At 73.8% G+C, this 25908-nt stretch carries 22 protein-coding genes; 8 read left to right on the top strand and 14 right to left on the bottom strand.

Going from position 1 to position 25908, the window contains the following annotated elements; all coding sequences use genetic code 11:
• Positions 1-8 precede the first annotated feature (8 nt).
• Positions 9-1214 carry an LOG family protein gene (locus Q2K16_RS19605; protein ID WP_302739175.1) on the bottom strand — a complete coding sequence of 402 codons (1206 nt, stop codon included), beginning with the start codon at positions 1212-1214 and terminating at the stop codon, positions 9-11.
• A 286-nt stretch (positions 1215-1500) separates the two neighbouring features.
• Here Q2K16_RS19605 and Q2K16_RS19600 point away from each other — a divergent pair, with 286 nt between their 5' ends.
• A complete protein-coding gene (locus tag Q2K16_RS19600; RefSeq protein ID WP_302739174.1) occupies positions 1501-1929 on the top strand; it encodes a DUF3151 domain-containing protein in 429 nt (142 codons plus the stop codon).
• Positions 1930-1992: 63 nt separating this feature from the next.
• Here the strand turns inward: Q2K16_RS19600 and Q2K16_RS19595 are convergent, their stop codons facing one another.
• Together Q2K16_RS19595 and Q2K16_RS19590 are read right to left on the bottom strand one after the other, a co-directional pair.
• Positions 1993-4320, bottom strand: a complete 2328-nt coding sequence (locus tag Q2K16_RS19595; RefSeq protein WP_489671787.1) for a MinD/ParA family ATP-binding protein — start codon at positions 4318-4320, stop codon at positions 1993-1995.
• A gap of 78 nt (positions 4321-4398) precedes the next feature.
• On the bottom strand, positions 4399-5412 hold the full coding sequence (locus Q2K16_RS19590; RefSeq protein WP_302739173.1) for a diacylglycerol kinase family protein: 1014 nt from the start codon (positions 5410-5412) through the stop codon (positions 4399-4401).
• Between the two features lie 123 nt (positions 5413-5535).
• On the opposite strand from Q2K16_RS19590, the gene Q2K16_RS19585 reads away from it, so the two are divergent.
• From Q2K16_RS19585 to purD, 3 genes are all read left to right on the top strand, one after another.
• A complete protein-coding gene (locus tag Q2K16_RS19585) occupies positions 5536-6825 on the top strand; it encodes an adenylosuccinate synthase (RefSeq protein ID WP_302739172.1) in 1290 nt (429 codons plus the stop codon).
• 186 nt (positions 6826-7011) lie between these two features.
• On the top strand, positions 7012-7938 hold the full coding sequence (locus tag Q2K16_RS19580) for a type IV toxin-antitoxin system AbiEi family antitoxin domain-containing protein (protein WP_302739170.1): 927 nt from the start codon (positions 7012-7014) through the stop codon (positions 7936-7938).
• 218 nt (positions 7939-8156) lie between these two features.
• Complete coding sequence (purD, locus tag Q2K16_RS19575) at positions 8157-9407, top strand: phosphoribosylamine--glycine ligase (protein ID WP_302739169.1); 1251 nt, start codon at positions 8157-8159, stop codon at positions 9405-9407.
• 118 nt (positions 9408-9525) lie between these two features.
• Here the strand turns inward: purD and Q2K16_RS19570 are convergent, their stop codons facing one another.
• The 3 genes from Q2K16_RS19570 to Q2K16_RS19560 form a co-directional block, all read right to left on the bottom strand.
• Positions 9526-11091 (bottom strand): AMP-binding protein, encoded by a 1566-nt coding sequence (locus Q2K16_RS19570; protein WP_302739168.1) that lies wholly within the window; start codon positions 11089-11091, stop codon positions 9526-9528.
• Between the two features lie 150 nt (positions 11092-11241).
• Positions 11242-12456 carry an acyl-CoA dehydrogenase family protein gene (locus Q2K16_RS19565; RefSeq protein WP_302739167.1) on the bottom strand — a complete coding sequence of 405 codons (1215 nt, stop codon included), beginning with the start codon at positions 12454-12456 and terminating at the stop codon, positions 11242-11244.
• Between the two features lie 2 nt (positions 12457-12458).
• Positions 12459-12911 (bottom strand): SCP2 sterol-binding domain-containing protein, encoded by a 453-nt coding sequence (locus tag Q2K16_RS19560; protein WP_302739166.1) that lies wholly within the window; start codon positions 12909-12911, stop codon positions 12459-12461.
• 77 nt (positions 12912-12988) lie between these two features.
• Here Q2K16_RS19560 and Q2K16_RS19555 point away from each other — a divergent pair, with 77 nt between their 5' ends.
• Positions 12989-13627, top strand: coding sequence for a TetR/AcrR family transcriptional regulator (locus tag Q2K16_RS19555; RefSeq protein ID WP_211291353.1), 639 nt, complete (start codon positions 12989-12991; stop codon positions 13625-13627).
• 33 nt (positions 13628-13660) lie between these two features.
• On the opposite strand, the gene Q2K16_RS19550 is transcribed toward Q2K16_RS19555, so the two are convergent.
• The 7 genes from Q2K16_RS19550 to Q2K16_RS19520 form a co-directional block, all read right to left on the bottom strand.
• Positions 13661-14275, bottom strand: a complete 615-nt coding sequence (locus Q2K16_RS19550) for a DedA family protein (RefSeq protein ID WP_302739164.1) — start codon at positions 14273-14275, stop codon at positions 13661-13663.
• Positions 14276-14354: 79 nt separating this feature from the next.
• Complete coding sequence (locus Q2K16_RS19545) at positions 14355-15668, bottom strand: adenylosuccinate synthetase (RefSeq protein WP_302739163.1); 1314 nt, start codon at positions 15666-15668, stop codon at positions 14355-14357.
• Complete coding sequence (locus tag Q2K16_RS19540; RefSeq protein ID WP_302739161.1) at positions 15665-16624, bottom strand: hypothetical protein; 960 nt, start codon at positions 16622-16624, stop codon at positions 15665-15667. The genes Q2K16_RS19545 and Q2K16_RS19540 overlap by 4 nt, the downstream gene beginning before the upstream one ends.
• Before the next feature lie 10 nt (positions 16625-16634).
• The gene (locus tag Q2K16_RS19535; RefSeq protein WP_302739160.1) at positions 16635-17639 is read right to left on the bottom strand and encodes a BUD32 family EKC/KEOPS complex subunit; all 1005 of its coding nucleotides are present in this window, start codon (positions 17637-17639) and stop codon (positions 16635-16637) included.
• Positions 17636-18388: an NUDIX hydrolase gene (locus Q2K16_RS19530; RefSeq protein WP_302739159.1), complete on the bottom strand. Its 753-nt coding sequence runs from the start codon at positions 18386-18388 to the stop codon at positions 17636-17638. The genes Q2K16_RS19535 and Q2K16_RS19530 overlap by 4 nt, the downstream gene beginning before the upstream one ends.
• Before the next feature lie 156 nt (positions 18389-18544).
• On the bottom strand, positions 18545-19651 hold the full coding sequence (locus tag Q2K16_RS19525) for a MaoC/PaaZ C-terminal domain-containing protein (protein ID WP_302739157.1): 1107 nt from the start codon (positions 19649-19651) through the stop codon (positions 18545-18547).
• The gene (locus tag Q2K16_RS19520; RefSeq protein WP_302739156.1) at positions 19651-21108 is read right to left on the bottom strand and encodes a 3-oxoacyl-ACP reductase; all 1458 of its coding nucleotides are present in this window, start codon (positions 21106-21108) and stop codon (positions 19651-19653) included. Before Q2K16_RS19520 ends, Q2K16_RS19525 begins: the two co-directional genes overlap by 1 nt.
• 56 nt (positions 21109-21164) lie before the next feature.
• Between Q2K16_RS19520 and Q2K16_RS19515 the strand changes: the two genes are divergently transcribed.
• From Q2K16_RS19515 to purB, 3 genes are all read left to right on the top strand, one after another.
• Entirely contained in the window at positions 21165-22457 is a 1293-nt protein-coding gene (locus Q2K16_RS19515) for an acetyl-CoA C-acetyltransferase (RefSeq protein ID WP_302739155.1), read from the top strand.
• A gap of 137 nt (positions 22458-22594) precedes the next feature.
• Complete coding sequence (locus Q2K16_RS19510) at positions 22595-23197, top strand: hypothetical protein (RefSeq protein ID WP_302739153.1); 603 nt, start codon at positions 22595-22597, stop codon at positions 23195-23197.
• Between the two features lie 136 nt (positions 23198-23333).
• Positions 23334-24758, top strand: coding sequence for an adenylosuccinate lyase (gene purB, locus Q2K16_RS19505; RefSeq protein ID WP_302739151.1), 1425 nt, complete (start codon positions 23334-23336; stop codon positions 24756-24758).
• Positions 24759-24917: 159 nt separating this feature from the next.
• Here the strand turns inward: purB and Q2K16_RS19500 are convergent, their stop codons facing one another.
• A complete protein-coding gene (locus Q2K16_RS19500) occupies positions 24918-25484 on the bottom strand; it encodes a YbjQ family protein (RefSeq protein ID WP_302739149.1) in 567 nt (188 codons plus the stop codon).
• Positions 25485-25908: the final 424 nt, after the last annotated feature.

Genomic DNA, 25908 nt, shown 5'->3' with positions numbered 1-25908 from the left:
GCCGGACGTCAGGTGGTCGCGGTGAGCACCCGGACGGCCTCCCGGACGTCGTCGGTGAGGTGGATGCTGCCGGACAGGTCACCGAAGGGCGACCCGGCGAACAACGGCCGCAGCAACGACTCGATCGGCAGCTCCCGCGTCCAGTACGCCCGGTCGAGGAAGACGTACGCGCCGCTCGCCCCGTCCGTGCCGTAGTACGTCTTCGTGGCCGCCTGGAACACCTCCTGCACGGTGCCGGCCCGACCGGGCGCGAAGACGATCCCGCCCCGGGCCAGCCGCAGGATGGTGTCCTCCCGGATGGCGTTGGAGAAGTACTTGGCGATCCGCCCGGCGAACAGGTTCGCCGGTTCGTGCCCGTACAGCCAGGTGGGGATGGCCAGCCCGCCGGAACAGGCCCAGTCCAGCCCGGGGCCGCGCTGCTGCGGCACGGTCGCCGCGTAGCGGTCCCGCACGGCCAGCGCGGCGGCCGTGTACCGGTCGTGGTCGGTGAAGTCGGGAGCGACCGCCAGCAGGTCGATCGCCGTGTTCAGCTCCTGCGCCGGCCAGGCCGACAGGAACGCGCCCAGGTTGGCCGCCTCCATCACCCCGGGGCCGCCGCCGGTCACCACCAGCCGGTCGGCCCGCGCCAGCTCCCAGCCCAGCACCGCCGCCATCCGGTACGGCACACTGCCGCGCGGCACCGCGTGCCCGCCCATCACCCCCACCACCGACTGCGGCCCGTGGGTGCCGAGCCAGGTCCGGGTCGCGTCGGCCAGGGCGTTGTCCACACCGTGGTCGTGCAGCCGCTGGCCGAGCGCCTCCTTCACGTCGGGCAGCGCGCCGCCGTGGGCGCGGAAGTGCTCGTAGACCCGGGTGTCGTACATCCCGGCGAACCCGGCGGTGGCGAACCCCTCGGCCAGGTCGGTAGGGGTGTAGAGGTGGGCCGGCTGGGTCGGGTACGGCAGGCCGGAGAAGGGCGGCACCACGTTCGCGCCGCGTCGGACCAGGTCCGCGCCGACCTCCCGGCCGGCGAAGCGGCAGCCGACGAAGAGGGTGCCGGCCACGTCGGTGGCGGTGAGGTCGGGGACCGGGTCGAGGTCGAGACGGAGCCCCTGCACGGTCAGCCCGGCGAGGCTGTCGGCGGCCAGGTGCCTGTCGAACTCGGCCCGGGTCTCGATCTCGTCATGACTGGTGTCGTGCGGCGCGATGACGTCCGCGGGAGGTGGGGTGGGCACCCCGCCATCCTGCCCCCACCCCGCCACCGCGCACCGGGGCAGGGGTACCGACGACAGGAGCCCGGCGACCGAGGCCGCCGGGCTCCTGCGTAACCGGGTCCTGGGGAGGCTCCGGACCAATAGTTGTAGTGGAAAATATCTTCGGGTGGCATGGGCCGCAGGGCCGGTACGGTCCGCCGAGGGTTCACCCGCCGGGGTCCCGACGTGACGTAGACCTCCACCGTTCAGCCAGCGTACCCACCCGACCCCCTCGCGCCCCCCGGTGCGAAGCGGGTTGAATGGGGCGATGCAGAACCTGTTGCCTGAGCCTCCGGCCACCCTCCTGCCCGCGCACGACGATGCGGACGCCGCGCTGGCCGCCGCCGCAGAGCAGGGCACCGACGAGGCGTACGCCGAGGTCGCGGCCCGCTTCCCGACCCACAGTGCGGCCTGGGCGGCGCTGGCCACCCGGGCCCTCGACGGTGGCCAGGTGGTCACCGCGTACGCGTACGCCCGCACCGGCTACCACCGTGGCCTGGACCAGCTGCGGCGCAGCGGCTGGAAGGGGCACGGCCCGGTCCCCTGGTCGCACACCCCGAACCGGGGCTTCCTGCGTTGCCTCTACGTCCTGTCCCGGGCGGCCGGGGAGATCGGCGAGGCGGACGAGGCGGCCCGCTGCGCCCAGTTCCTCCGCGACTGCGACCCGGCCGCCGGGGACGCCCTCGCCAGCGCCTGACCTGCCGGTCGGCCCGTCTCCGGTCCGCCCCGACGTCTGCCGGGGCGGACCGGACGACCAGGGTCAGAGCCCCTCGGCGACCGCCGCCGCGATCTTCAGCCAGGCGTCCCGGGTGGCCGAGGAGAGCCCGCCGTACCGGATCGGCTCGCCGGTGTCGATCAGCCGCTCGTACGGCGCGAGCAGCACCGCCCTCGTCCGGGCGGCGAAGTGCTCCTGGATGGCAGGCAGGTCGATCTCCTTGCGTGACGGGGGCATCGACACCACCGTCACCGCCTGCCGGACCAGCCGGTGCCGGCCGCTCTGCTCCAGGTGGTCGAGCATCCGGGCGGCCGTCTCCGCCGAGTCGTTACGGGCCGACATGGTGACCACCAACTGGTCGGTGGCGTCCATCGCGGCCTGCCAGTTCTGCGCCCGGACGTTGTTCCCGGTGTCCACGAAGATCAGCTTGTAGAACCGGCTCACCACCTCGCGGATCTCGGCGAACGCCGCCGCCGTCAGCATCTCGCCCCCGGTGGCCGACTCGTCCGAGGCGAGCACGTCGAACATCCCCTCCCCCTGCGAGCGGACGTACTGCGACAGGTCGCCGATCCGGCCGTGCGGCCCCTGGAACTGCCCGAGGTCCCGCAGCATGTCGCGCACCGTACGGGAGTGGAAGTCCTGCTGCGCCCGCATCCCCAGGGTGCCCTGGGTCTCGTTGTTGTCCCAGGCCAGCACGTAACCCCCGCGCTTCTGCCCGAAGGTCATCGCGAGCAGCAGGATGGCCACCGTCTTGCCGGCCCCACCCTTGGGATTGACCACTGTCACCTGGCGTAGCCCGCCGAAGTTGCGGCGCACCATCTCGATGTCCCGCTTCACCTCCTGCTCGTGCTGCCCCGGGGGGAGCTTCACCAGGCCGATCTTGTTCACCATGGCCCGGACGCCCATCGTGGCGATCGGCTCGGCCGGCCGGATCTGCCGGCGGCGGGCGAAGTCCTCGGCGGTCGGCGCGATCCCGCTCTCCGGCGACCAGCCCATCTCGGGGTAGCCGGCCGGGGAGAGCGGATCGGGATAGCCCGGCGCGGGCGTCGGCGTCGGGGGCGTCCCGCCGGAGGTCGACGGCTCCGGCCAGGACGGCCGGTACCACCCGCCGGTCACCTGCTGCCCCGGCGCGGGTCGTTCCGCTGCCGGTTGCGGCCCCGGAACCGCCTGGTCGGCGACCTGGTGCGGTCCGGCCTGTTGCCCAGGTGCCGGCTGCGGTCCGGGCACCGGCTGGCCGGGTCCGGGTTGCTGTCCCGGTGCCTGGTATCCGGGGACCGGCTGCTCGGGCAGCGACAGGCCGGGTTCCCACGGCTCGGGCAGCGGCAGGTCGGGTGCCGGCGGCTCGGGCCGGGAGGGCCCAGGCTCCGGCCGTTCCGGCAGTGGCAGGCCGGCTTCCGGCGGCTCGGGCCGGGAGGGCCCGGGTGCCGACTGTTCAGGCAGTGGGAGGGCGAGTGCCGGCGGCTCGGGCAGCGGCAGGTCGGGTGCCGGCTGGGTGGGCAGCCCGGGGCGGTCGGGGTCCGTCGGCTCCGGTCGGTCCGGGCCGGGGTCCCCGGGTCGGAACCCTCCGGGGACGCCGGGGTCGGCGGTGGCCGGAGGGGGCGGTGGCGGTCCGCCGGGTCCCACGTGCGCCCCGCCGGGTCCAGGGGCCGCTGCCTGCGGATGGCCGACCCCGGGTACCGGACCGGTGGCCCGGTCGGGGTCGTCGACTCCGGTGGAGAGCCGTTGGGGCGGCAACGCCCAGGGTGACTCGCCCCGCCCCGTGGACTGTGCCGGCACCGCCGCCACCACTGCCGGGTCGGCCTCCTGGATCTTGGCGGATTTCGGCCCCGCCGGGGGCCCGAACTTTCCAAGATTCAACTCGGTCGGGTCATCTCCGTGGGCCACGACGCTCCCGTTGCGCGGAGGGAATGGTGGGGCGGGGTGGGGCGGGTCCAGCGTGAAGGGCAGGTCGAGATCCACCCGCCCGCTCCGGCCCGGCCCCGTTCCACCGGCAGGTGCAGTCGCCCGGCCCGCACCGCCACGATCCGCCGGGGCGGCGTACCCGGGAGGGTCGTAGCCGGGTGGGGGGTCGTAGCCGGGGGAGCCGTCGTACCTCGGGGAGTCGTCGTACCGAGGGGGAAGGTGGGTCGGGGGGGTCGGCTCGGGCAGGTCAGGCACCCAGCCGTCACCGGGCGGGCCCCAGCCGCCGTCGGGCGGGTGGGGCGCGACCTCCGCCGCGAGCGACGGGTACGCCGTCGGCGGGTAGACCGGCACGGGTTCGGCGGCCCAGTGCGGCACCGGCTCGACGGGCTCGGGCGGCCGGAGTGGTTCGATGTCCCGCTCCGGCCCCGGCTGCTGGCCGGGCTGCCCGGCCCGGTCGGCGTTGTCGTCCACCACGGCTCCTCCCCACTCCTCCCGCCGAGGATAGGCCGTCCCGTTCCCGTTACGCCGGGTGACGGACGCGGGGAGCGGTCAGCCGGTGAAGACCGCCCAGGCCCCGGGCTCGGTCCACCAGGACCGCTTGCGGCTCAGCTCACCCTCTACCCCGTCGTCGAGGAAGGGCACCCGCTCGTCCCGGGGGATCACCGCCACCGCCCGGCCCCGGGCCCGCCGGACCTCGTACCGGATCTTCTTCTTCCTCCCCAACGTCGGGCGGGTCGGCACGGGAACGGCCACCGCGACCTCCACCCGACCGTCCGCCGGGTCGGGGGCGGTGAGCAGCGGCAGCGAGTCGAGGGTGGCGTAGCCGCCGGCGTTGCCGATCGCGCAGGCCAGGATCGGGTCCGCGCCGTCAGAGAGCACCGCGTCGTCCACCTCGACCCGGCCACGCCAGTGCAGCGGCCGGCCCGCCTCGTCGGCGGCGCCGAGCAGCGCCCCGTCCAGGGTCACCGAGCCACCGTCGTTGCGCAGCAGGTCGAGCCGGCGTACCCCGCCGTCGAGCACGGCCGCCGCCACCGCCACCGGGTCCCGGGGCAGGCCGAGCTGCGCGGCCAGGTCCCGGTGCGGGCCACCCCGGGCCGGATCGAGCGGGAGTACGCCGATCGGCGGCAGGTCGGGCACCGTACGGTTACCGGCCAACTCGGCGGGACGGCGGCTGGGCGGTGGGGCGTACCGGCGGACGAGCCGCCGCACGACGGCGCGCAACTGGGCGTCGCTGGCGACGGCGACGACCAGCCGGACCTTGCTGTCCGGGTCGGGCCAGGCGAGACCGTCGGGGCGGGCCGGGGCGTCCAGCCGGGCCAGCACCTCGTCGACCTCGGCGTCGGAGCGGGCGACGACGGTCTCCACCCGGGCACCCCGCGCGGTCAGCGCGTCCGCGCAGGTCAGCACCGGTACTCGCGGCGTCTCGCAGCGTTCCCCGTCCTGCGGCCCGGCCGGTCTCCCGGTGGCCTCGGAAGCACCGCCGCAGCAGGCGTCGCCGCTGCCGCAGCCCCCACCGGGAGCGTCCCGCTCGGAGCCGAGGGTGAGCAGCACCACGTCGTACACACCGGGCCTCCTGCCTCGCGACGTGAACCCCTGCCGGCCACGCCGTTTCTACTTGTTAGCCTGACACCCCGGGCTCGCCAACCGGTCGCCACCTGGCACCCGAGCCTTCTGGAGGCGGACAAGATGCCAGCGATCGTGCTCATCGGCGCTCAGTGGGGCGACGAGGGCAAGGGCAAGGTTACCGACCTGCTGGGTGAGCGGGTCGACTACGTCGTGCGCTACTCCGGCGGCAACAACGCCGGCCACACGGTGATCACGCCGGACGGGCAGAAGTACGCGCTGCACCTGATGCCGTCAGGCGCGCTCTCCCCGAGCGCGATGATCGTCATCGGCAACGGGGTGGTGGTCGACCCGAAGGTGCTGCTCGCCGAGATCGACGGGCTCGCCGAGCGGGGGGTGGACGTGTCCCGGCTGCGGATCTCCGGCGACGCGCACCTGATCATGCCGCACCACCGGGCGCTGGACCGGGTGGTGGAGCGCTACCTGGGCTCGGCCCGGATCGGCACCACCGGTCGCGGCATCGGCCCGGCGTACGGCGACAAGGTCGCCCGGATGGGCATCCGGCTCCAGGACCTGCTCGACCCGGGCATCCTGCGCAAGAAGCTGGAACTCGCGCTGCGTGAGAAGAACCAGCTGCTGTTCAAGGTCTACAACCGCAAGGCGATCGACGTCGACGAGACCGTCGAGGAGTACCTGCGGTACGCCGAGCGGCTGCGGCCGTACATCGCCGAGACCCGGGTGATGCTCTGGGACGCCCTGGACCGGGGCGAGACGGTGCTGCTGGAGGGTGCCCAGGCCACCATGCTCGACATGGACCACGGCACGTACCCCTTCGTGACCTCGTCGAACCCGACGGCCGGCGGGGCGTGCGTGGGGGCCGGCATCCCGCCGACCGCGATCACCAGGGTGATCGCGGTGAGCAAGGCGTACACCACGCGGGTGGGGTCGGGCCCGTTCCCGACCGAGCTGTTCGACGACAACGGCCAGCACCTGCGCAAGGTCGGCCACGAGTACGGCACCACCACCGGCCGGGAACGCCGCTGCGGCTGGTTCGACGCCGTCGTGGCCCGGTACGCGTGCCGCCTCAACGGCGTCACCGACCTGGTCGTCACCAAGCTCGACGTGCTCACCGGCCTGCCCAAGGTCCCGCTCTGCGTCGGGTACGAGATCAACGGCGAGCGGTTCGACGACATGCCGATGACGCAGACCGACTTCCACCACGCCACCCCGATCTACGAAGAGCACGACGGTTGGTGGGAGGACATCAGCAAGGCCCGCACCGAGGACGAGCTGCCGGACAACGCCCGCCGCTACATCGCCCGCATCGAGGAGATCACCGGCACCCGGGTCAGCGTGGTGGGCGTGGGCCCCGGCCGCGAGGAGAACGTCGTCCGCCACCCCCTCCTCCCCTGACCGGCCCCCTCCGCTCTCCCCCTCTTCCCCGTCCCGCTCTGCCCCCGGTGATCAAGAGGTTTGCGTCACGGATTCACCTTCCGGTGACGCGAACCTCTTGATCACCTGTGGATACCCGGAGGTTGTCCACAGAGTTATCCACAGGGGTGGAAGTGTGGGTGGGTGGGGCGTGAGGGTGGCGGGGTGATGCCGCTCGAAATTCTCCGTCGGGTCGCCCTCGGGCAGGACGGCATGGTCACCACGTCGCAGGCCCTCGCGGCCGGGCTGACCCGGAACCACGTCCGGCAGCTCTGCCGCTCCGGGCGGTGGACGCGACTGTCCCGTGGCTGCTACGCCCCCGCCGGGCAGCCACCGGACGCGGTCGCCCGGCGGGCCCGCATCCGGGCGGCGGTGACGAGCCTCGGCCCCGGAGCCTTCGCCGTCCTCGACAGCGCCCTCACGCTGCACGACATCGCCGGGCCGCGCCGATCCGCCGTCCACGTCTCGGTGCCGGTGGACCGACCCCGACCGCAACGGCACACCGACCCCACGCTCGTCGTCCACCAGTTCACCGTGACCCCGGGTGACGTCGTGGACGTGGCCGGCATTCCGGCGACCTCGCCGTTGCGCACGGTGACGGACATGATTCTCCGGCTCGACCGGTACCCGGCGGTGTCCGTGCTCGACTCGGCCCTGAACCGGGGGCTCGTCACCCCGGCGGACCTGGCGACCGCGCCGATGCTCGTTCGGGGTCGCCGGGGTGCCCCGGCCGCCCGCAGTCACCTCGCCGAGGTGGACGGTCGGGCCCAGTCACCGCTGGAAACGTGGTCGCGGCTGCGCTGCGTCGACGGCGGAGTCCCGCCCGACGTGCTGCAACAGGAGGTCCGGGACGGGGATGGTCACCTGCTCGGCATCGGTGACCTCGGGTGGCGGGCGGCGCGGTTGATCGCCGAGGCCGACGGGGCGGGCCCACACGGCACCCCGGAAGCCCTGTTCGCCGACCGCCGCCGGCAGAACCGCCTGGTCAACGCGGGTTGGCGGGTGCTCCGGTTCACCTGGTCCGACGCGCTCCGCCCGGACTACATCCCGCACACCGTCCGCCAGGCCATGGCGCTCACCCGCTCCCGCCCCTAGTTCCTCGACGCCGCGCCCCGCCCCGCACCACACTTCCCCTCCCACCTCCCCTCGACCGGTGATCAAGAGGTTTGCGTCAGTTGATCAAGAGGTTTGCGTCAAAGTCGATCTTCAACGTGACGCAAACCTCTTGATCACCGGGGAAAGCCGGGGCGGGGGCGGGGTGGGTGAGGGCGGGGGAGAGGTGGGGCGGAGGGTGGTGGGTAGGATTCGTCGCCGTGCGCGTACTTCTTCTGGGTGGTGGCGGGCGGGAGCATGCGCTCGCGCTGGGGTTGGTCGAGGATCCGGCTGTCGAGGTCCTGTTGGCGGCACCCGGTAACCCGGGAATCGCGCAGGTGGCGGAGTTGCGGCAGGTCGACCCGGTCGATCCCGCCGCGGTGGCCGGCTTGGCGGTGGAGGTCGGTGCCGACCTGGTGGTGATCGGGCCGGAGGCCCCGCTGGTCGCGGGCGTCGCCGACGCGGTACGCGCCAAGGGCGTCCCCGTCTTCGGTCCGTCGGCCGCGGCGGCCCGGCTGGAGGGCTCCAAGACCTTCGCCAAGGAGGTCATGACGGCGGCCGGGGTGCCGACCGCCCGCGCGTACACCTGCACGGACGCGGAGAGCGTCGGGCGGGCGCTGGACGAGTTCGGCACGCCGTACGTGGTGAAGAACGACGGGCTGGCCGCAGGTAAGGGCGTGGTGGTCACCGACGACCGGGCTGCCGCGCTGCGGCACGCGCAGGAGTGCGGCCGGGTGGTGATCGAGGAGTACCTTTCCGGCCCCGAGGTGTCCCTGTTCGTGGTGACCGACGGTGAGGCTGCCGTACCGCTGCTGCCCGCGCAGGACTTCAAGCGGGCCGGCGACGGCGACAGCGGCCCGAACACCGGCGGCATGGGGGCGTACGCGCCGCTGCCGTGGGCACCGCCGGGACTGGTCGACGAGGTGATGGCCGACGTGGTCCACCCGACCCTCGCCGAGATGCGCCGTCGGGGCACCCCGTTCGCCGGGCTGCTCTACGTCGGGCTGGCGCTCACCGCCGCCGGCCCCCGGGTGATCGAGTTCAACGCCCGCTTCGGCGACCCGGAGACCCAGGTCGTGCTGGCGCTGCTGGAGACACCGCTCGGCGGGCTGCTGCACGCCGCCGCTACGGGCACGTTGGCCGCGCACCCGCCGCTGCGGTGGCGCGACGGTGCGGCCGTCACCGTGGTGGTGGCTGCCGAGGGCTACCCGGCGACCCCGCGTACCGGCGACGTGATCACCGGTGCCGACCACCCGGGCGTCATCCACGCCGGCACCGCCCGCCGGGCCGCCGACGGCGCGTTGCTCTCCGCCGGCGGCCGGGTCCTCTGCGGTACGGCCACCGGGCCGGACCTGACCGCCGCCCGCGACGCCGCCTACGCCCTGGTACGTGGCATCGAACTGGCCGGCTCGCACCACCGCAACGACATCGCCGCCACCGCGATCGACGGCCGGATCACCGTCCCCGACTGACGCCCCCGGCCGGCCCGACCGGGTCCCGTCCGCCGGGCCGCACCGGCAGAGCAGGAACGGCGCGGCGGCGGTCACCCGTTGGGCGGTGGCACCGAGTTCCTCGGGCGTGGCGGGCGGGTCAGCCGTAGTAGCGCCGGAGTTCCCGGGTGAGCACCTTGCCGGTGGCGTTGCGGGGCAGGTACCTCACGAAGACCACGTCCCGGGGTACGGAGAACCGGGCCAGGTAGCGCCGGACGTACTCGCGTACCGCCTCGGGGTCGAGGGTCTCGCCGGGGTGCAGGGCGAGGAACGCGGCCAGCCGTTGCCCGTACTGCGGGTCCGGCACGCCGAGCACGGCGGCCTCGCGGACCTGCGGCAGCTGGGCGAGCAGGTCCTCCAGCTCGGACGGGAACACGTTCTCCCCGCCCGAGACGATCATGTCGTCGGCGCGGCCGTCGACGAAGAGCAGCCCGTCGGCGTCGATCCGGCCGAGGTCACCGGTGTCGAGCAGCCCGTCGTGGGTCTCCCGGTGGGCCCCCGAGGTGTAGCCCTCGAACAGCATCTCGTTGCCGACGAGGATCCGGCCGACCCGCCCGGCCGGCACCGGCTTCCCGTCGTCGTCGACGATCTCCAGGCGGGTGCCGTGCGGGGGGCGACCGGCGGTGGTGGGGGCCTGACGCAGCTCGGCGGGGCCGGCGATGGCGGCCCAGGAGACCTCCGTCGAGCCGTACAGGTTGTAGAGGACGTCGCCGTAGGTGTCCATGAACCGGGTGGTGAGGCCCCCGGGCAGCGCCGAGCCGCTGACCGCGACCACCGTCAGCGCCGGTCGGGGCTCCGGCGGCGGCACGTCGAGCAGGCGCTGCACCATCACCGGTACGGCGAACAGCGCCTGGCAGCGGTGGGTCACGAGCGCGGCCAGCGTGGCAGCCGGGTCGAACCGGCGGTGCAGCACGATGGTGGCGCGCAGCGCGAAGGCGACCTGGAGTGCCGCGTACCCCCAGGTGTGGAAGATCGGGGCGGCGATCAGCACGGTGTCGTGGGTGTGCAGCGGGATGCGGTCGATGATGGACACCAGCGGGCCGAAGCCGGTCGGGACGGGCCGGCGGGCACCCTTGGGTGTGCCGGTGGTGCCGGAGGTCAGCACGATGGTCCGGCCGTCCCGGGCGGGCGGGGTGAGCCGGTCGCCGGGGAGCGCGGCGGCGACCAGGGCGTCGAGGCCGGGTTCGTCGACCCGGTGCACCTCGGCGGGGACGCCGAGGACCCGTTCGGCGAACTCGGTGTCGTGCACCAGCATCCGCAGCCGTTGCTCCTCGGCGACGGTGGCGAGCTGCGCGGCGGACAGGCCGGTGTTGACAAGCACCGCGTCGGCGCCGAGCAGGGTGGCGGCGACGATGCCCTCGATCAGCCCGTGGTGGTTGCGGCACAGCAGCCCGATCCGGTCCCCGGCCTGCACGCCGAGCACGCTGCGCATCGACCGGGCGAGCCGTTCGGCCCGGTCGAGCAGTTCCCGGTAGGTGAGTTCGTGGCCGTGTTCGTCGACGACGGCGACCCGGCCGGGGTCCCGGGCGGCGGCCTGCCGCAGCTCGCCGGCCATGCCCCAGCCCCACCGGCGCAGCGCGGTGAGTTGCGAGGCGACCCGGACGGGGTGTCCGGGGGTGAGCAGTCCCCGCCTGGTCAGTGTGGCCACGATGAACGGCAGGTCCATCCGGCGACCTCCTTCGGGGTACGACGTGAGGCCCGACAGGGGCCCTCACCAGGGATTCCTTTCCGATCATGCGTCGTCGCCGGCCGACCGCCCAGTCGGTGTCGCCCATGCTGGACGGGTGATGACCGGGCGGTCGACCGGTGGCGACGGTCAGCGGATCTGGACGCCGGAGATGGCCCGGGAGACGACCAGCCGTTGGATCTCGGAGGTGCCCTCGAAGATGGTGTAGATCTTGGCGTCCCGGTACCAGCGTTCGACCGGGTGGTCGCGCAGGAAGCCGGCCCCGCCGAGGAGCTGCACGGCCCGGTCGGTCACCGCGACGGCCACCTCGCCCGCCTTGAGCTTGGACATCGAGCCCTCGCCGGCGGTGAACGGCCGGTTGTTGCGGCCCATCCAGGAGGCCCGCCAGACCAGCAGCCGGGCGGCGTCGATCTCCATCTTCATGTCGGCCAGGGCGAACGCGACGGCCTGGTTGGCGATGATCGGTCTGCCGAACTGGACCCGGTCCTTCGCGTAGTCGAGGGCGTACTCGTAGGCGGCGCGGGCGACGCCGAGCGCCTGTGCGCCGACGGTCGGCCGGGACAGCTCGAAGGTGCGCATCGCGGCCTGGCCGCTGGCCCGCTGGCCGGACCGGGCGCGGGCCAGCCGCTCGTCCAGCGCCTCCTTCCCGCCGAGCAGGCAGCGCCCGGGCACCCGGACGTCGTCGAGGAAGACGTCGGCGGTGTGCGAGGCGCGCAGTCCCAGTTTCTTCAGCTTCCGGGTCGCGTGCAGCCCGGCCGTCCCCGGCGGTACGACGAACGCGGCCTGCCCGCGCGAGCCCAGCTCGGGCACGACGGAGGCGGTGACCACGTGCACCCCGGCGATCCCGCCGTTGGTGGCGTACGCCTTCTGCCCGCTCAGCACCCACTCGTCGGTGGCCTGGTCGTAGACGGCGCGGGTACGCATGGCCGCGACGTCGGAGCCGGCCTCCGGTTCGGTGGTGCAGAACGCGGCGACGGCGGGCTCGTCGACGGTGCCGAAGCACTGCGGGACCCATTCGACGAGCTGGTCGGGGGTGCCGGCACCGTAGATGGCGGCGACGGCGAGCGAGCTGCCGAAGATGCTCAGCCCGATGCCGGCGTCGCCCCAGAAGAGTTCCTCACTGGCGATCGGCAGGGAGAGCCCGGTGGGGTCGGCCCAGCAGGTGGCGAGGAACTCGAAGCCGTACAGGCCGGTCTTCGCCGCTTCCTGGATGACCGGCCAGGGGGTCTCCTCCCGGGCGTCCCACTCGGCGGCGGCCGGGCGCACGACCTCGGCGGCGAAGCCGTGCACCCAGTCCCGCAGGTCCCGCTGTTCCTCGTTCAGGTCGAGCGAGAACTCGGCCATCGTCAGGCCTTGGGGATGTCGAACAGGTTGGCGATGTTGGCGGCCAGGCCCAGGTCACCCTTGGCCTTGAGCTTGCCGGTCATGAACATCATCACCGGGTTGGCCCCGCCGGAGACGATCCTCAGGAACTCGACCGGGCCCATGCTGAGGGTGAGCTTCGGGTCGCGGGTGGGGGTCTCCGAGACGGCGCAGGTGCCGTTCTCGATGACGATCTCGTAGGTGTCGCTGCCACCGTCGGGTCGGCCGGTGATGTTCCAGTGGATGACCGCGCTGGTGGCGCCGGCGCGGTCGGCGCGGAAGATCTGCGGCATCCGGCCGAAGACCTCGCTGAGCACCTTGCCGCGCAGGTCGCCGGACATCACCTCGGCGATCTTGTCGTCCGGGGTGGACTTGACCAGCTGGGCGAACTCCTTCGGGCCGTAGTGGGCGAAGTTGGCCGGGTCGAAGTCAGTCATGGAAATTGCACCTCTCGGGGCGGACGGTTCTGGTTACTCTGGCGTAACCTTACGCACGAGTAGGTATGCTCGCAAGGGTGTCCAGCACGCCGAGCTTCAAGCGCCTCCCCCGGGCCGTACGCGAGCAGCAGATGCTCGACGCGGCGGTCAAGGTCTTCTCCAGGCGCGGCTTCCACGCCGCCAGCATGGACGAGATCGCCGAGGACGCGGGCATCTCCAAGCCGATGGTCTACGCCTACCTCGGCACCAAGGAGGAACTCTTCATCGCCTGCCTGCACCGGGAGACCGCCCGGATGGTGCTGGCGATCGCCGGGGCCGCCGCCCCCGACCTCCCGCCCGACCAGCGGCTCTGGCGCGGCCTGCGGGCCTTCTTCGGCTTCGTCGGGGCGCACCGCGACGGCTGGGCCGTGCTCTACCGGCAGGCCCGGGGTTCCCAACCGTTCGCCGCCGAGCTGGCCGCGATGCGCGCCCGGCTGGTCGACGTGGTCGCCGGCATGCTCGACCACGCGCTGCGCGCCCGGGGCCGGGAGGTCGCCGCGACCGAACTGGAGGTCGTCGCGTACGCCCTGGTCGGTGCGAGCGAGTCGCTGGCCGACTGGCTCGCCGACCACCCGGAGGCCGAGCCGGAGAAGACCGCCACCCGGATGATGAACGTCGCCTGGCTCGGCGCGGCCCAACTCCTCGACGGCGTCACCTGGCGGCCCCCGGCGGACTGACCACCCCCGCCCGCCGGTCCCGGCTCCGCGGGGTCAACGGTGGGCGGCGCGGCGACGGGCCCGCAGGCGCAGCCAACGGACCAGCTCCAGCAACCCGGTGACGGCCAGCGAGAGCCCGACGCCGACGAGCAACCCCCGGACCGGATCGCGCTCGAAGGCCAGCCCACCGAAGTAGCCGAGCAGCCCGCAGTACAGGCTCCAGACGGCGGCGGCGACGGCGTCGAACACCAGGAAGCGCAGGAGCGGATACCGGACGGCACCCATGGTCAGGGTGACGGCGGTCCGGCCGCCGGGCACGAAGCGGGAGGTGGTGAGGATCGAGCCGCCCCGCCGGTCGACCGCCCGCCGGGCCCAGTCCGAGCCGCTGCGGCGGCGGCTGCCGTCGGGCAGCCGGGCCAGCCGCTCCGCGCCGCCGCCCCGGCCGATGCCGTACGACACGTGGTCGCCGACGAGCGCGCCGAGGGCCGCCACCGCGATCACGGCCACCAGGTTCGGGTGGCCGCTTGCCGCGAACACCCCGGCGGTGATCAGGACGGTCTCGCCGGGCACCGCCGGGAAGAACGCGTCGACCGCGGTCACCACGAAGATCACCAGGTACACCCAGGGCGAGGTGACGGTGTGGTGGAGCAGGTCGAGCACCGACTGCATGCCCTCATGCTCGACGCTGGGCCGCCGGCCGGGGGCCCAGTCGCCGGATCAGGCCGCCGCCCCGGGCCCGGTCGCCGGCTCAGCCCACCCGCTGGGGAGCCGGCAGCGGATCGGCGGACGACCTGCCATGCTCCCGCTTGTCGGCGGCGGTGGGGCCGTGCGAGGTGAGCACCACCGGGGCGGCCAGCGCCTCGGACACCGCCGCCGGCCAGTCGGTCGGCGGGGCGTCGTACACCGGGCGGGCGGTCAGCAGGCGGGCGGTGAGGGCCGCCTGCCGCTCCAGGTCACCGGGCGGGCCCGGGCGCAACCGGTCGGTCCCGTCGTAGTGGCGGCACAGCTTCAGCGCCGGGCGGGCCGGGTCGGGGCGGGTCAGGTCGAGGTGGGTCAGGGCTAGGCCGTCGACCCCACCGGCCACGTCCAGGGCGTACCGGTGGGCGACGGCGTCGAAGTGACCGAACCGGAACCGGCCCTGCCACGGATTGGTTGGGTTGCGCGGGTCGGTCAGCGGCAGCGCCCGGTCCTCGGTGACCAGCGGACCGGGCCCGTGCCGGGTGGTCACCGTCCGCATCACCCCCAGCCGGTACGCCGACCCGGCCGCCCCCGCCTCGGCGAGCAGCGCCTCGGCGTTGGCGAAGGTGGTGGTGCTCCACGTGGTGTACGGGTGGAAGCCGTGCCACTCGTCCAGCAGCACCCCCTGCGCCCCCTCGAACACCACGGTCCCCTCCCGCAGCACCCCGGCCAGGTACGACCGGTCGACGACCGTCACCCGGTCGGCGAAGGCGGTGAACGCCGGCAGGCAGTCCGCCACCGGCGGGGCGTCCAGCGGGCCGAGTTCGGCGGTCAACCGGTCCCGCAGCGCGGTGAGCCGGCGGCGCAGCAGCTCCGGGTCCCGGCAGTCGGCCACCCGGGGCGCCTCGTCGGGGTGGGCGAGCCCGTACCGGACGGACTCGCCCACCCCCAACCCGCAGGAACCGTGCCGGGCGGCCCCCCGGGCGATCTCCCGGAGCCGGTTGGCGGCCCGGTGGTACGGCGTGGCCAGCAGCGCCTCCCCGTCGACGGTGAGCCGGTCGAGGGCGTCGGGCACCCCGACCGAGGCGAGGTGGTCGGCCTCGGCGGCCAGCGCCAGCGGGTCCACCACCTGCTGCCGGGCCAGGTGGGTACGCACCCCCGGGCGGAACGTCCCCGCCCCGAACTGGGCGAACGTATGGTGCCTGCCGTCGGGCAGCACCACGTTGTGGGCGGCCTGCGCACCCCCGTTGAACCGCACCACGGTGTGCACGTGGCGGGTCGCGCAGAGCCAGTCCACGACGGTGCCCTTGCCGGCGTCGCCGTACCCGAGGTCGACCACGATCACGTGCCGGCCGGGTTGTCCGGGGTCGGGGAGGGCGGTCACAGCCGGGTCACCCCACCGGCCCGGCGCGACGGGGTCGGCAGCGTGGAGACCTCGGCGCTCCGCCCCCCGCCCAGCGGGGCCAGCGCCCTGGACACGGTACGGCCGGCGGTGGAGCCGGCCCGGTCCAGGTCGCGCAGCCCCTCGTCGAGGTCGATGGCCTGCTCGCCGAGGCCGACGGTGAGCGCGATGGTCTCGCAGACCGCGTCCAGGTCGTCGAGGACGACGGCACGCTGCCCGAGCAGGTCCCGCCAGAAGTCGAGCACCTTGGCGTTGCCGGCGTAGTGGCTGCCGGCGGGGAGCAGGTAGTAGGTGTCCCAGCGGCGGGTCACCTCGTCGACGATCTGCCGCAACGGCACGTCCTCGCCGAGGTCGTCGCCGATCAGCCGGCTCACCTCCCGCCGGCTCACCCGGGGGTACGCCAGCTCGTCGCCGATGATGAACAGGTAGCCGCGCCGGCCCCGCTTCTCCCAGCTGTCGGTGACCGTGTGCCGGGCCATGAAGTACATCGCCAGCTCGTACGACTCGGTCATCTGACCGCCGCCGCCGCCCTCCAGCACGATCCGGCCGAGGTCCTCGTCCATCCGGTTGTCCGACTCGAACTGCCCCATCTGCAACGGCACCCGGTCGCAGGTGGCGTCGCCGATCGCGCCGAACAGCACCTGCGGGTCGCGGGCGTAGCCCTGGCGCAGCAGCAGCCCGAGCAGTTGCGGCAGCTTGGCCTGGAGGGTGCGGGGCACGTGCCCCATCGAGCCGGTCACGTCGAACAGCACCGCGATGGGTGTCGACTGCGGGTGCTCGGCCGAGTCCCGGCTCTCCCGCACCGCGCCGCGCGGGTCGAGCGCCGGGTGCACGGTCCGGGCCCCGCCGTCGCTGTAGGAGAAGGCGCTCTTGCCCTTCTTCTTCCGGTAGCGGTCGGCGGCGTCGTACACGTCGGTGGACCAGATTCCGCTGCCCATGGCAGCCTCCCTAGGGGTTGAGGGTGAACGGTCGGAAGGTGCGCGGCCCGTAGAGCCGGTCGAGCACCTCGTCGAGTTCGCCGAGCAGTCGCCAGGCGTCGTCGGGTCGGGCGGTCAGCGCCGGGCGGCGGCAGCCGTCGGCGAAGGCGCGCAGTTCACGGGGGGCGCGGTCGCCCATCAGCCAGCTCATGCACGTCGCGGCCATCGCCAGGTCGGTGCCGGGGCCGGCGGGTCGCCGCGCGGTGACCTCCGGCGGGTACCAGTCCTCGTGGCCGGGGACCAGCGCCGGGACGGTGCCGCCGTCGACGGCGGAGAAGCACCAGTCGACGAGCACCACGCCGTGTGCGTCCGGCTCGATCAGCACGTGTCGGGGGAGCACCGCGCCGTGCACCACGCCGGCGCGGTGGGCCAGGCCGAGGGCGACCAGCAGCCGTCGCCACATCCAGGCCGCGTCGCGGGCGTCCAGCCCGTCGGGGTACGCCCGGCGTACCGCGTCGAGGTCGTGCAGCCCGGGTACGGCGGCGAGCACGCTGATCCGGCGTTCCGCCCCGCTGGCGGCGTCGCGGTGCCGGAAGCTGTCCACGAGCCGGGGCACGTACGGCAGGTGGCGCGGGTCGCCACGGTCCTCGATCTGCCGCAGCGCGTACGCCTCGCGGGCCATCAGGTCGTTGTCGGCCGGGTCGCGGGGCAGCTTGAGCAGCCGGTCCGCCCCGACGTCGTAGAGGTCGGCGAGGTCACCGGCGTGGGCGAGCGCGCCGAGCGGGTATCCCCCGAGCACGACCGTCGCCGCGCCGGGTGTGGCCGGGCCGGGTGTGCCGGTCGCCCGCCAGCGGGTGGTGACCTGGACGAAGGCGTCGGTGGCCGCGGCGCGTACCCGGGCGTCGAGCGCGCCCAGCCGGTCGGGGTGCAGGGCCGCGACCAGCTCGCGGTAGCGCCGGGCCGGGGTGTCGACGCCGAACAGGTCGGCGTCGGTGCGGGCCGCCGCGACCAGCCGGATCGCCTCGTCGGTCCTCACCTGACGGTCTCCTCCCGGGCGGGGCGCAGCAGCGCCGGGTGCAGCAGCCGGGCGTCGCCGGCCCGGTAGAGCCGGGCCCGGGGGCCGCCCCGGGTGCCGCCGCGTTCGGTGTTGCCGCCGGTGCTCTCCACGAAGCCGGGGACGGAGAGCACCTTGCGGTGGAAGTTGCCGGCGTGCAGCGGGTGTCCCCAGACCGTCTCGTAGACGCCGCGCAGCTCGGCGATGGTGAACTCGGGGCCGAGGAAGCGGGTGGCCAGCGGGGTGTACTCCAGCTTGGAGCGGGCCCGTTCCAAGCCGTCGTCGACGATCCGGGCGTGGTCGAAGGCGAGCTGCCGGCTGGGCAGGGCGGTGACCGGCAGCCACCCGGCTTCGTCGGCGTCGCTGTCGGCGACCGGGTCGGGCAGGTCGGGGGCGAAGGCGAGGTGGGCCACCGAGACGATCCGCATCCGGGGGTCCCGGTCCGGCGCGCCGTAGCTGGCGAGCTGTTCCAGGTGGACGCGGCGCAGCCGGTCGCCGCCGAGGCCGGTCTCCTCGGCGAGTTCGCGGCGGGCCCCGGTGGCGAGGTCCTCGTCGGGCTGGACGAACCCGCCGGGCAGCGCCCAGTGCCCCTGGTACGGAGGCTGGCCACGCCGGATCAGCAGCAGGTGCAGCGCGCCCTCGCGGATGGTCAGCGCCACCACGTCCACGGTGATCGCGGTCGCGGGGTAGGCGCTGGGGTCGTACCCGGCGAGGAAGTCCTGCTCGTTCACGGCGTCCCTCTCAGGTTGAGAATTACTCGATATGAGAACAACCTAGCTCACGAAGAAGTGCTCCGCAAGCGGTGCAGCCGGCGCGGCAGCCGAACGGCCGTGTGCGTCCCGTCACGTGGCCGCCCGGCCCCGTCCCGGGCCGGGCGGCGTCCGGCCTCAGCGGACGGTGCCCACCAGGTGCGGCCGGCCGGTCCGGGTGTCGTGCAGGGCGAAGTCCCAACCCGGGACGGCGCTGAACGCCACCGTCGAGGGCAGCGGCACCGGCAGCTTGAACCCCACCTCCACCGTGTACGCCTCCGGCAGCCGGCTCTCCAGCGCGGCCAGGCAGCGGGCCTTGCTCCACATGCCGTGCGCGATCGGCCGGGGGAAGCCGAACAGCCGCGCCCCCAGCCGGGAGGTGTGGATCGGATTGTGGTCCCCGGAGACCCGGGCGTAGTCCGTACCCACCCGGGGGGTGAGCCGCCAGTGCGCGGTGGCGACCGGCGGCGCGGCCCGCTCACCGGGGTCGCGCCCGGCACCCCCGCCGGCCCCGCGTTCCCGGCCCAGGTACGTCGACACCCCGCGCCACACCTCCTCGCCGTCGACCGAGCCGACCAGGACGACGTCGACCTGCCGCCCCCGGGTGTGCGGCCGGAGATTCCCGGCGTGCGCGACGAAGTCCCACGGCACGTCGGCCGGGACCGGCCGGTGGACCGTGATCCGGTTGCCCACGTGCACCACCCCGGCCAGCGGGAACGGGAACTCCGGCAGGGTCATCAACCGCAGCGCCAGCGGGAACCCCAGCACGTGCGGGTAGGTCGCCGGCAGCGCGTCGGCCAGCCGGAAACCACACACCCGGTCGTACTCGGCGAGGTGGGCCCGGTCCACGGTGACCCCGGCGACGGCCAGCTCGACCGGGGGCGCGGCGTCCGACCGGCGGGAACGGCCGATCCCGGGCAACGCGTCGCGCAGCGCCCGCCGGTGGAGCGCGCCCGGTCGGGGCAGCGCCGGCAGCACCACCCGGGCCTGCGCCGGCGGCTCGCCGTGGTGGCCGCCCGACCGGCCCGTAAGGTCCTCGGTGACGGCCGCCGGGGGTGTCGGGTCGCGGGTGGCGTACGCCGACAGGTCGTGGGTCTCGTCGACGCCCGTGTGCGGTGCCGGGCCGGCGGCGCGGGCGGCCGCCAGCGCGGCCGGTGAGATGACCTCGGTCGGCCCCTCGATCAGGTCGTTGACCGACAGTTCGCCGTCGTCGGAGTCCCCGGGTCGGTTCCTGCGCCGCGCCATCACGCCCCCAGCAGACTCTGACCGCAGACGCGGACCACGTTACCGCTGACCGCCGCCGAGGCCGGCCAGGCCAACCAGCCGATCGTCTCGGCGACGTCCACCGGCAGGCCGCCCTGCGCCAGGCTGTTCATCCGGCGGCCCGCCTCCCGGATCACCAGCGGAATGCGGGCGGTCAGCCGGGTCTCGATGAACCCGGGCGCGACCGCGTTGACGCTGATCCCCCGCCCGGCCAGCGCCGGGGCGAGCGCGTCGACCAGACCGATCACCCCGGCCTTGCTGGTCGCGTAGTTGGTCTGCCCCCGGTTGCCGGCGATCCCGGCGATCGACGAGACGGCGACCAGCCGGCCCCCCTGGGGGATCAACCCCCGCTCCAGCAGCACGTCGTTGATCCGTTCCTGGCTGGAGAGGTTGACGTCGAGCACCGCGTCCCACCGGTCGGCGTCCATCCGACCCAGCGTCCGGTCCCGGGTGATGCCGGCGTTGTGCACCACCACGTCGACCCGGCCGTGCCGGTCGGCCAGATGGTCGGCGAGCCGGGTGGGGGCGTCCGCCGTGGTCAGATCGAGCTGTACGGCGGTGCCGCCGATCGCGTTGACGACCGCCGCGAGGGCGTCGCCGGCCGCCGGGACGTCCAGCGCGACGACCTGCGCGCCGTCGCGGGCCAGTACCCGGGCCACCGCCGCGCCGATGCCCCGGGCCGCGCCGGTGACCAGCACGACCTGCCCGGCCAGCGGCCGGTCCCAGTCCGCCGGGGCGGCGGCCGGGCCGGTGCCGACCCGGACCACCTGCCCCGAGACGTACGCCGACCGGCCGGAGAGCAGGAACCGTAGGGTCGCCTCCAGGCTGGTCGCGGTGCCGGCGTCCCCGTCCGGGGTGACGTACACCAGTTGGGCGGTGACACCGCGACCGAACTCCTTGCCGATGCTGCGGGTCAGCCCCTCCAGGGCCCGCTGGGCGGTGGCCTCTCGGGGGGAGCCGCACCCGGCGGGCGGGGTGCCCAGCACGATCACCCGACCGCTGGGCAGCACCGAGCGGGCCTGCGGGTGGAAGAAGTCGTAGAGCTGGCGCAGGCCTGTGGAGTCGGTGATGCCCGTGGCGTCGTAGACCAGGGCGCCGAACCGGGCGGGCGTTCCGCTCCCGGCCGGTGCGCCGCCGTTCCCGGCCCGCTCGTCCCCACCGGCCGGGCCGGCGGGTCCGTCCGCCACGGAGACGTCGTGCCCGGCGGCGGGTGGGGTGGCGCCGGTTCCGGTGCGCACGTCGACCCCGGCGGCGGTGAGGAGGGCGGTGACCGGCCCGGCGAGCCGGCCGCCGGTGGCCGCGCCGAGCAGGACCGGGCCGGGCAGCAGCGGGTCGCCGGGGGTGTGCCGGCGCAGTCGCGGTGGGTCGGGCAGCCCGAGGCGCTTGACCAGCGCGCGGCCGGCCCCCGATTGGACGAAGCTCGCGTACCTGTCGGTCATAGGCGTAGCCTACTGGCCAGTAGGTTGTGGGCAAGTCCAGAAACGGAGGCGGGATCGTGCAGAGCATCCGGCGGGTCGCGGTCATCGGCGGCAACCGCATCCCCTTCGCCCGGTCCAACTCCAGGTACGCCAGCGCGTCCAACGCCGACCTGCTCGGTGCGGCGCTGGACGGGCTGGTCGCCCGGTTCGGGCTGGCCGGGCAGCGGGTCGGCGAGGTGGTGGCCGGGGCGGTGCTCAAGCATTCGAAGGACTTCAACCTGACCCGGGAGGTGGTGCTCGGCTCGAAGCTCGACCCGCACACCCCCGCGTACGACATCCAGCAGGCGTGCGGCACCGGCCTGGAGGCGACGATCCTGGTCGCCAACAAGATCGCCCTCGGGCAGCTCGACGTGGGCATCGCCGGTGGCGTCGACACCACCTCCGACGCGCCGCTGGCGATCAACGAGGACATGCGCCGCACCCTGCTGAAGCTCAACAGCGCCCGGACCCTCGGCGAGCGGCTGAGGATCGCCGCGAAGCTCCGCCCGCACCAGCCGTTCCGCCCCGAGCTGCCGCGCAACGCCGAGCCCCGCACCGGACTGTCGATGGGCGAGCACGCCGCCCGGACGGCGCTGCGCTGGCAGATCGACAGGCAGTCCCAGGACGAACTGGCGCTGCGCTCGCACCAGCGCCTCGCCGCCGCGTACGAGCGGGGGTTCTTCGACGACCTGATGACGCCGTACCTGGGACTGACCCGGGACCAGAACCTCCGGCCCGACACCAGCCTGGACAAGCTCGGCGCGCTCCGGCCGGTCTTCGGCACCCGGGGCCCGGACGCCGAGCAGGCCACCATGACCGCCGGCAACTCGTCCCCGCTGACCGACGGAGCGTCCACCGTGCTGCTCGCCTCCGAACAGTGGGCGCGCGAGCACCAGTTGCCCGTGCTGGCCTGGTTCTCCTGGTCGGAAACGGCGGCGGTGGACTTCGTGCACGGCGACGAGGGGCTGCTGATGGCCCCCGCCTACGCGGTGCCCCGGATGCTGGACCGGGCCGGGTTGTCCCTCCAGGACTTCGACCTCTACGAGATCCACGAGGCGTTCGCGTCGCAGGTGCTGGCCACCCTGGCCGCCTGGGAGTCGCCGGAGTTCGGCAAGGACCGGTTGGGGCGGGACGCCCCGCTGGGCGCGATCGACCGGGACCGGCTCAACGTCACCGGCTCGTCGTTGGCCGCCGGGCACCCGTTCGCCGCCACCGGTGGCCGGATCGTGGCCACGCTGGCGAAGCTGCTCGCCGAGAAGGGCAGCGGTCGGGGACTGATCTCGATCTGCGCGGCCGGCGGGCAGGGCGTCACCGCCATCCTGGAGCGCTGACCCGCTTCGTCACGGCTGCTTGCCACTGTGGTGGCACATTCGGCGTTCGCACAGCTCAGGGCGGTGTTGCCGGGGCTTCCTACGGTGGTGTCAGCCCGCCCGGACGTCCTGGCGGCGGTGCCCCGTAGAGGAGTGTCATGCCTGGTCGTGCCCTGCTGCGTACCGCTGCCGTCGCCCTTGCCGCCGCGCTCGCGGCAGGCGGTTGCACCGCCACCGCGAAGCGCGCCGAAGGACCCCGGACGGGGGTGGCCGGTGGCCCGGCGGGGCTGGGTGACGCGACGACCGGCCGCGGAGACACCGGCACGGCCATCGACAGCGGGACCTCGGCCGGTGGGGTCAGCGAACCCGAATCCACCGGCAGCCCCACGGCCGGCGGTGGCGGGGACAACGGCGGGGACAAATCCGGTGCGAAAACGAATGGCCCCACCATCAGCTCCTTCCGGGTCACCCGCAAGCCGCGCTGCCCGGCCGGCACCACCGTCAACCCGATCCCCGGCAGCGGGGTGCTGATGGAGTGGCAGGTCGGCAACGCGACCTCGGTGGCCCTGTCGGTCGACGGCCCCGGCGTCTACCGCGACGACTACCCGTCGACCGGTAGTGAGGAGCTCACCTTCCCGTGCTCGGGTCGCGACGGTGACCTCCAGCGGCACACGTACACGTTGACGGCGCGCAACGCGCATGGCAAGCAGACGAAGACCATCGTGGTCACCGCCCCGGTGCATGACGTCCCGAAGGTCTGACGTCGGACTCCGTGGCCCGCGTGGTCCGGCTGATCCCCCCGCCGGCCCGGGCCGACCGCCGCCGCAGGGCGGGCCCGCCCCGCCCCTGGTCGGCCCGCCCGGGTCGATGGTCGTCGGGTAGGCGAGAATGAGGTACGTGACGACGATCCCGAACGTGCTCGCCCACCGGTACGCCTCACCCGAACTGGTCGCCCTCTGGTCCCCGGAGGAGAAGGTCCGGATGGAGCGGCGGCTCTGGCTCGCCGTGCTCCGCGCCCAGCGGGACCTCGGCGTGGCGGTGCCCGACGGTGTGGTCGAGGCGTACGAGCGGGTGGTCGACCAGGTCGACCTGGCCTCGATCGCCGAGCGGGAGCGGGTCACCCGGCACGACGTGAAGGCCCGGATCGAGGAGTTCAGCGCGCTCGCCGGGCACGAGCACGTGCACAAGGGGATGACCTCCCGCGACCTCACCGAGAACGTCGAGCAGCTCCAGGTGCGCGCCTCGCTGGAGCTGATCCGCGACCGGGTGGTGGCGGCGCTGGCCCGGCTGGCCTGGCTCGCCCACGAGCACTCCGGCCTGGTGCTGACCGGCCGTTCGCACAACGTCGCCGCGCAGGCCACCACGCTGGGCAAGCGCTTCGCCTCGGCGGCGGAGGAACTGCTCATCGCGTACGAGCGGCTGGAAGACCTGATCAACTGGTACCCGCTGCGTGGGATCAAGGGGCCGGTGGGTACCGCCGCCGACCAGCTCGACCTCTTCGACGGCGACGCCGCGAAGGTCGCCGAGCTGGAGCGTCGGGTGGCCGAGCATCTGGGCTTCTCCCGGGTGCTGGACAGCGTCGGGCAGGTCTACCCGCGTTCGATCGACCTGGCGGTGGTCGCCGCCCTGGCGCAGGTGGCCGCCGCGCCGTCGTCGCTGGCGACCACGATCCGGCTGATGGTCGGCCAGGAGTTGGCGACCGAGGGCTTCAAGCCGGGTCAGGTCGGCTCCAGCGCGATGCCGCACAAGATGAACACCCGTTCGTCGGAGCGGGTGAACGGCTTCGCGGTGATCATCCGGGGTTACCTGTCGATGGTCGGCGAGTTGGCCGGCGACCAGTGGAACGAGGGGGACGTCTCCTGCTCGGTGGTCCGCCGGGTCGCCCTGCCGGACGCCTTCTTCGCCGCCGACGGGTTGTTCCAGACCTTCCTCACCGTGCTCGACGAGTTCGGGGCGTACCCGGCGGTGATCAGCCGGGAGCTGGAGCGCTTCCTGCCCTTCCTGGCCACCACCAAGATCCTGGTCGCGGCGGTGCGCCGGGGCGTCGGCCGGGAGGTCGCCCACGAGGTGATCAAGGAGCACGCGGTCGCCGTGGCGCTCGCGATGCGGGAGAAGGGCGCCCCCGACAACGACCTGTTCGACCGGCTTGCCGCCGACTCCCGCCTCGGCCTCACCCGCGGCGAGATCGACACCCTGGTCGCCGACCCGACGACCTTCACCGGCGCCGCCCAGGCCCAGGTGGACGCGATCACCCGCCGCATCACCACGGTGGTCACCGCCCACCCCGAAGCCGCCACCTACTCCCCACCCCCCATCCTCTAATCCCCACCCCCGCCCCTCGCCGGCTGGGCGTCGGCTCTCCCCGGTGATCAAGAGGTTCGCGTCAGCCGCAGAGATCAACTTGTTCCAAACCTCTTGATCACGCTCTCCAGCCCCGGCCGGGCGTCGGCCAAGGGGGCGGGCGGAAGTCGGGTGGGTGGGTCAGGAGTCGCGGGTGGGGGTTTCGGCGGCGGAGGAGAGGTTGGGGGCGCTCGCCGGCTCGGCGATGCCGCCGGGGGCCTCGGCGAACCCGGGGTCGTGGGCGGTCTCGGCGGCGACCAGGGGCTGGTCGTGCGGCATGACGTCGGGGACCTTGGGCACCACGATCACCGCCGTGCCGTAGGCGCAGATCTCCATCCACATCTCGCCACAGTCCCGGCTGTCGAAGCGCATCCCCACCACGGCGTTGGCACCGATACGCAGGGCCTCCTCGCCGAGCCGGGCCACCGAGTCGGTGCGCCAGCGGGTGAGGTTGTCCGGGGCCATCGGGTCGTACGCGCCGCCGCGCAGGTTCTTGACCCCCTCGCGGTACGGGTTCCGGGTCCGCGCCATCGACGACACCACTTCGCCGAGGATCTGGCGGATCTCGTAGCCGGGCAGTTGATCCGTCGTCACGACCAGCACGGTTCCGATGCTGTCAGCAGCGGTACGACGTCGAAGCGTGCCGTACGCACCCGGTCGGATGCTGCAAAACCAGGCGGCGCGGACGGCCGGCACGCGACAGGCCATCCGTACCGCCCACGGTGGTAACCGTCAGACACCGGCCGTCGAGGTGATCCAGGCCCGGTTGTACGCGACGCTGCTGACGCGGAGCCGGGCGGAGGGCACGGGGGTGTCCCTTCGCGGACGCCCACCATACATCGACGGTTGACGATTTAGGCTAGGGGGGCGGTGAGCGGCTTCACAAGACCGCCATCGAGATCAACCAATGTGACAGAAGTGACCCGGATGTGCTCGTCCCTGTTTGTCGGATACCGGTCGCAAATCTGGCGTTGAGCCGCGTATTACCTGCTCAGGCAGGGTGTGTCGGGGCGACGCGGCGACGATCGGCAACAAATCCGTATCAGAGCGGCAACGAACGGATCTCGACCGCACCTCCCGGCGACCGGTAATGTCGATCACTGCCTGAACTGCGCCCGGCCGGTGCGTCCGG

This window comes from Micromonospora cynarisoli (assembly GCF_030518815.1).
Taxonomy (GTDB): Bacteria; Actinomycetota; Actinomycetes; order Mycobacteriales; family Micromonosporaceae; genus Micromonospora; species Micromonospora wenchangensis.
The sequence above is the reverse complement of the archived record's forward strand: the minus strand, read 5'-3'. Positions and strand labels throughout refer to the sequence as shown.

Excerpts from the sequence above, each read along its gene's own strand:
- Q2K16_RS19500 (WP_302739149.1), bottom strand. The coding sequence starts at position 25,484 with ATGGCCTGTCGCGTGCCGGCCGTCCGCGCCGCCTGGTTTTGCAGCATC.
- Q2K16_RS19525 (WP_302739157.1), bottom strand. The coding sequence starts at position 19,651 with ATGGCGCGGCGCAGGAACCGACCCGGGGACTCCGACGACGGCGAACTG.
- Q2K16_RS19565 (WP_302739167.1), bottom strand. The coding sequence starts at position 12,456 with ATGGCCGAGTTCTCGCTCGACCTGAACGAGGAACAGCGGGACCTGCGG.
- Q2K16_RS19570 (WP_302739168.1), bottom strand. The coding sequence starts at position 11,091 with ATGGACCTGCCGTTCATCGTGGCCACACTGACCAGGCGGGGACTGCTC.
- Q2K16_RS19510 (WP_302739153.1), top strand. The coding sequence starts at position 22,595 with ATGCCTGGTCGTGCCCTGCTGCGTACCGCTGCCGTCGCCCTTGCCGCC.
- Q2K16_RS19600 (WP_302739174.1), top strand. The coding sequence starts at position 1,501 with ATGCAGAACCTGTTGCCTGAGCCTCCGGCCACCCTCCTGCCCGCGCAC.
- Q2K16_RS19540 (WP_302739161.1), bottom strand. The coding sequence starts at position 16,624 with ATGGGCAGCGGAATCTGGTCCACCGACGTGTACGACGCCGCCGACCGC.
- Q2K16_RS19585 (WP_302739172.1), top strand. The coding sequence starts at position 5,536 with ATGCCAGCGATCGTGCTCATCGGCGCTCAGTGGGGCGACGAGGGCAAG.
- Q2K16_RS19560 (WP_302739166.1), bottom strand. The coding sequence starts at position 12,911 with ATGACTGACTTCGACCCGGCCAACTTCGCCCACTACGGCCCGAAGGAG.
- Q2K16_RS19520 (WP_302739156.1), bottom strand. The coding sequence starts at position 21,108 with ATGACCGACAGGTACGCGAGCTTCGTCCAATCGGGGGCCGGCCGCGCG.
- Q2K16_RS19580 (WP_302739170.1), top strand. The coding sequence starts at position 7,012 with ATGCCGCTCGAAATTCTCCGTCGGGTCGCCCTCGGGCAGGACGGCATG.
- Q2K16_RS19550 (WP_302739164.1), bottom strand. The coding sequence starts at position 14,275 with ATGCAGTCGGTGCTCGACCTGCTCCACCACACCGTCACCTCGCCCTGG.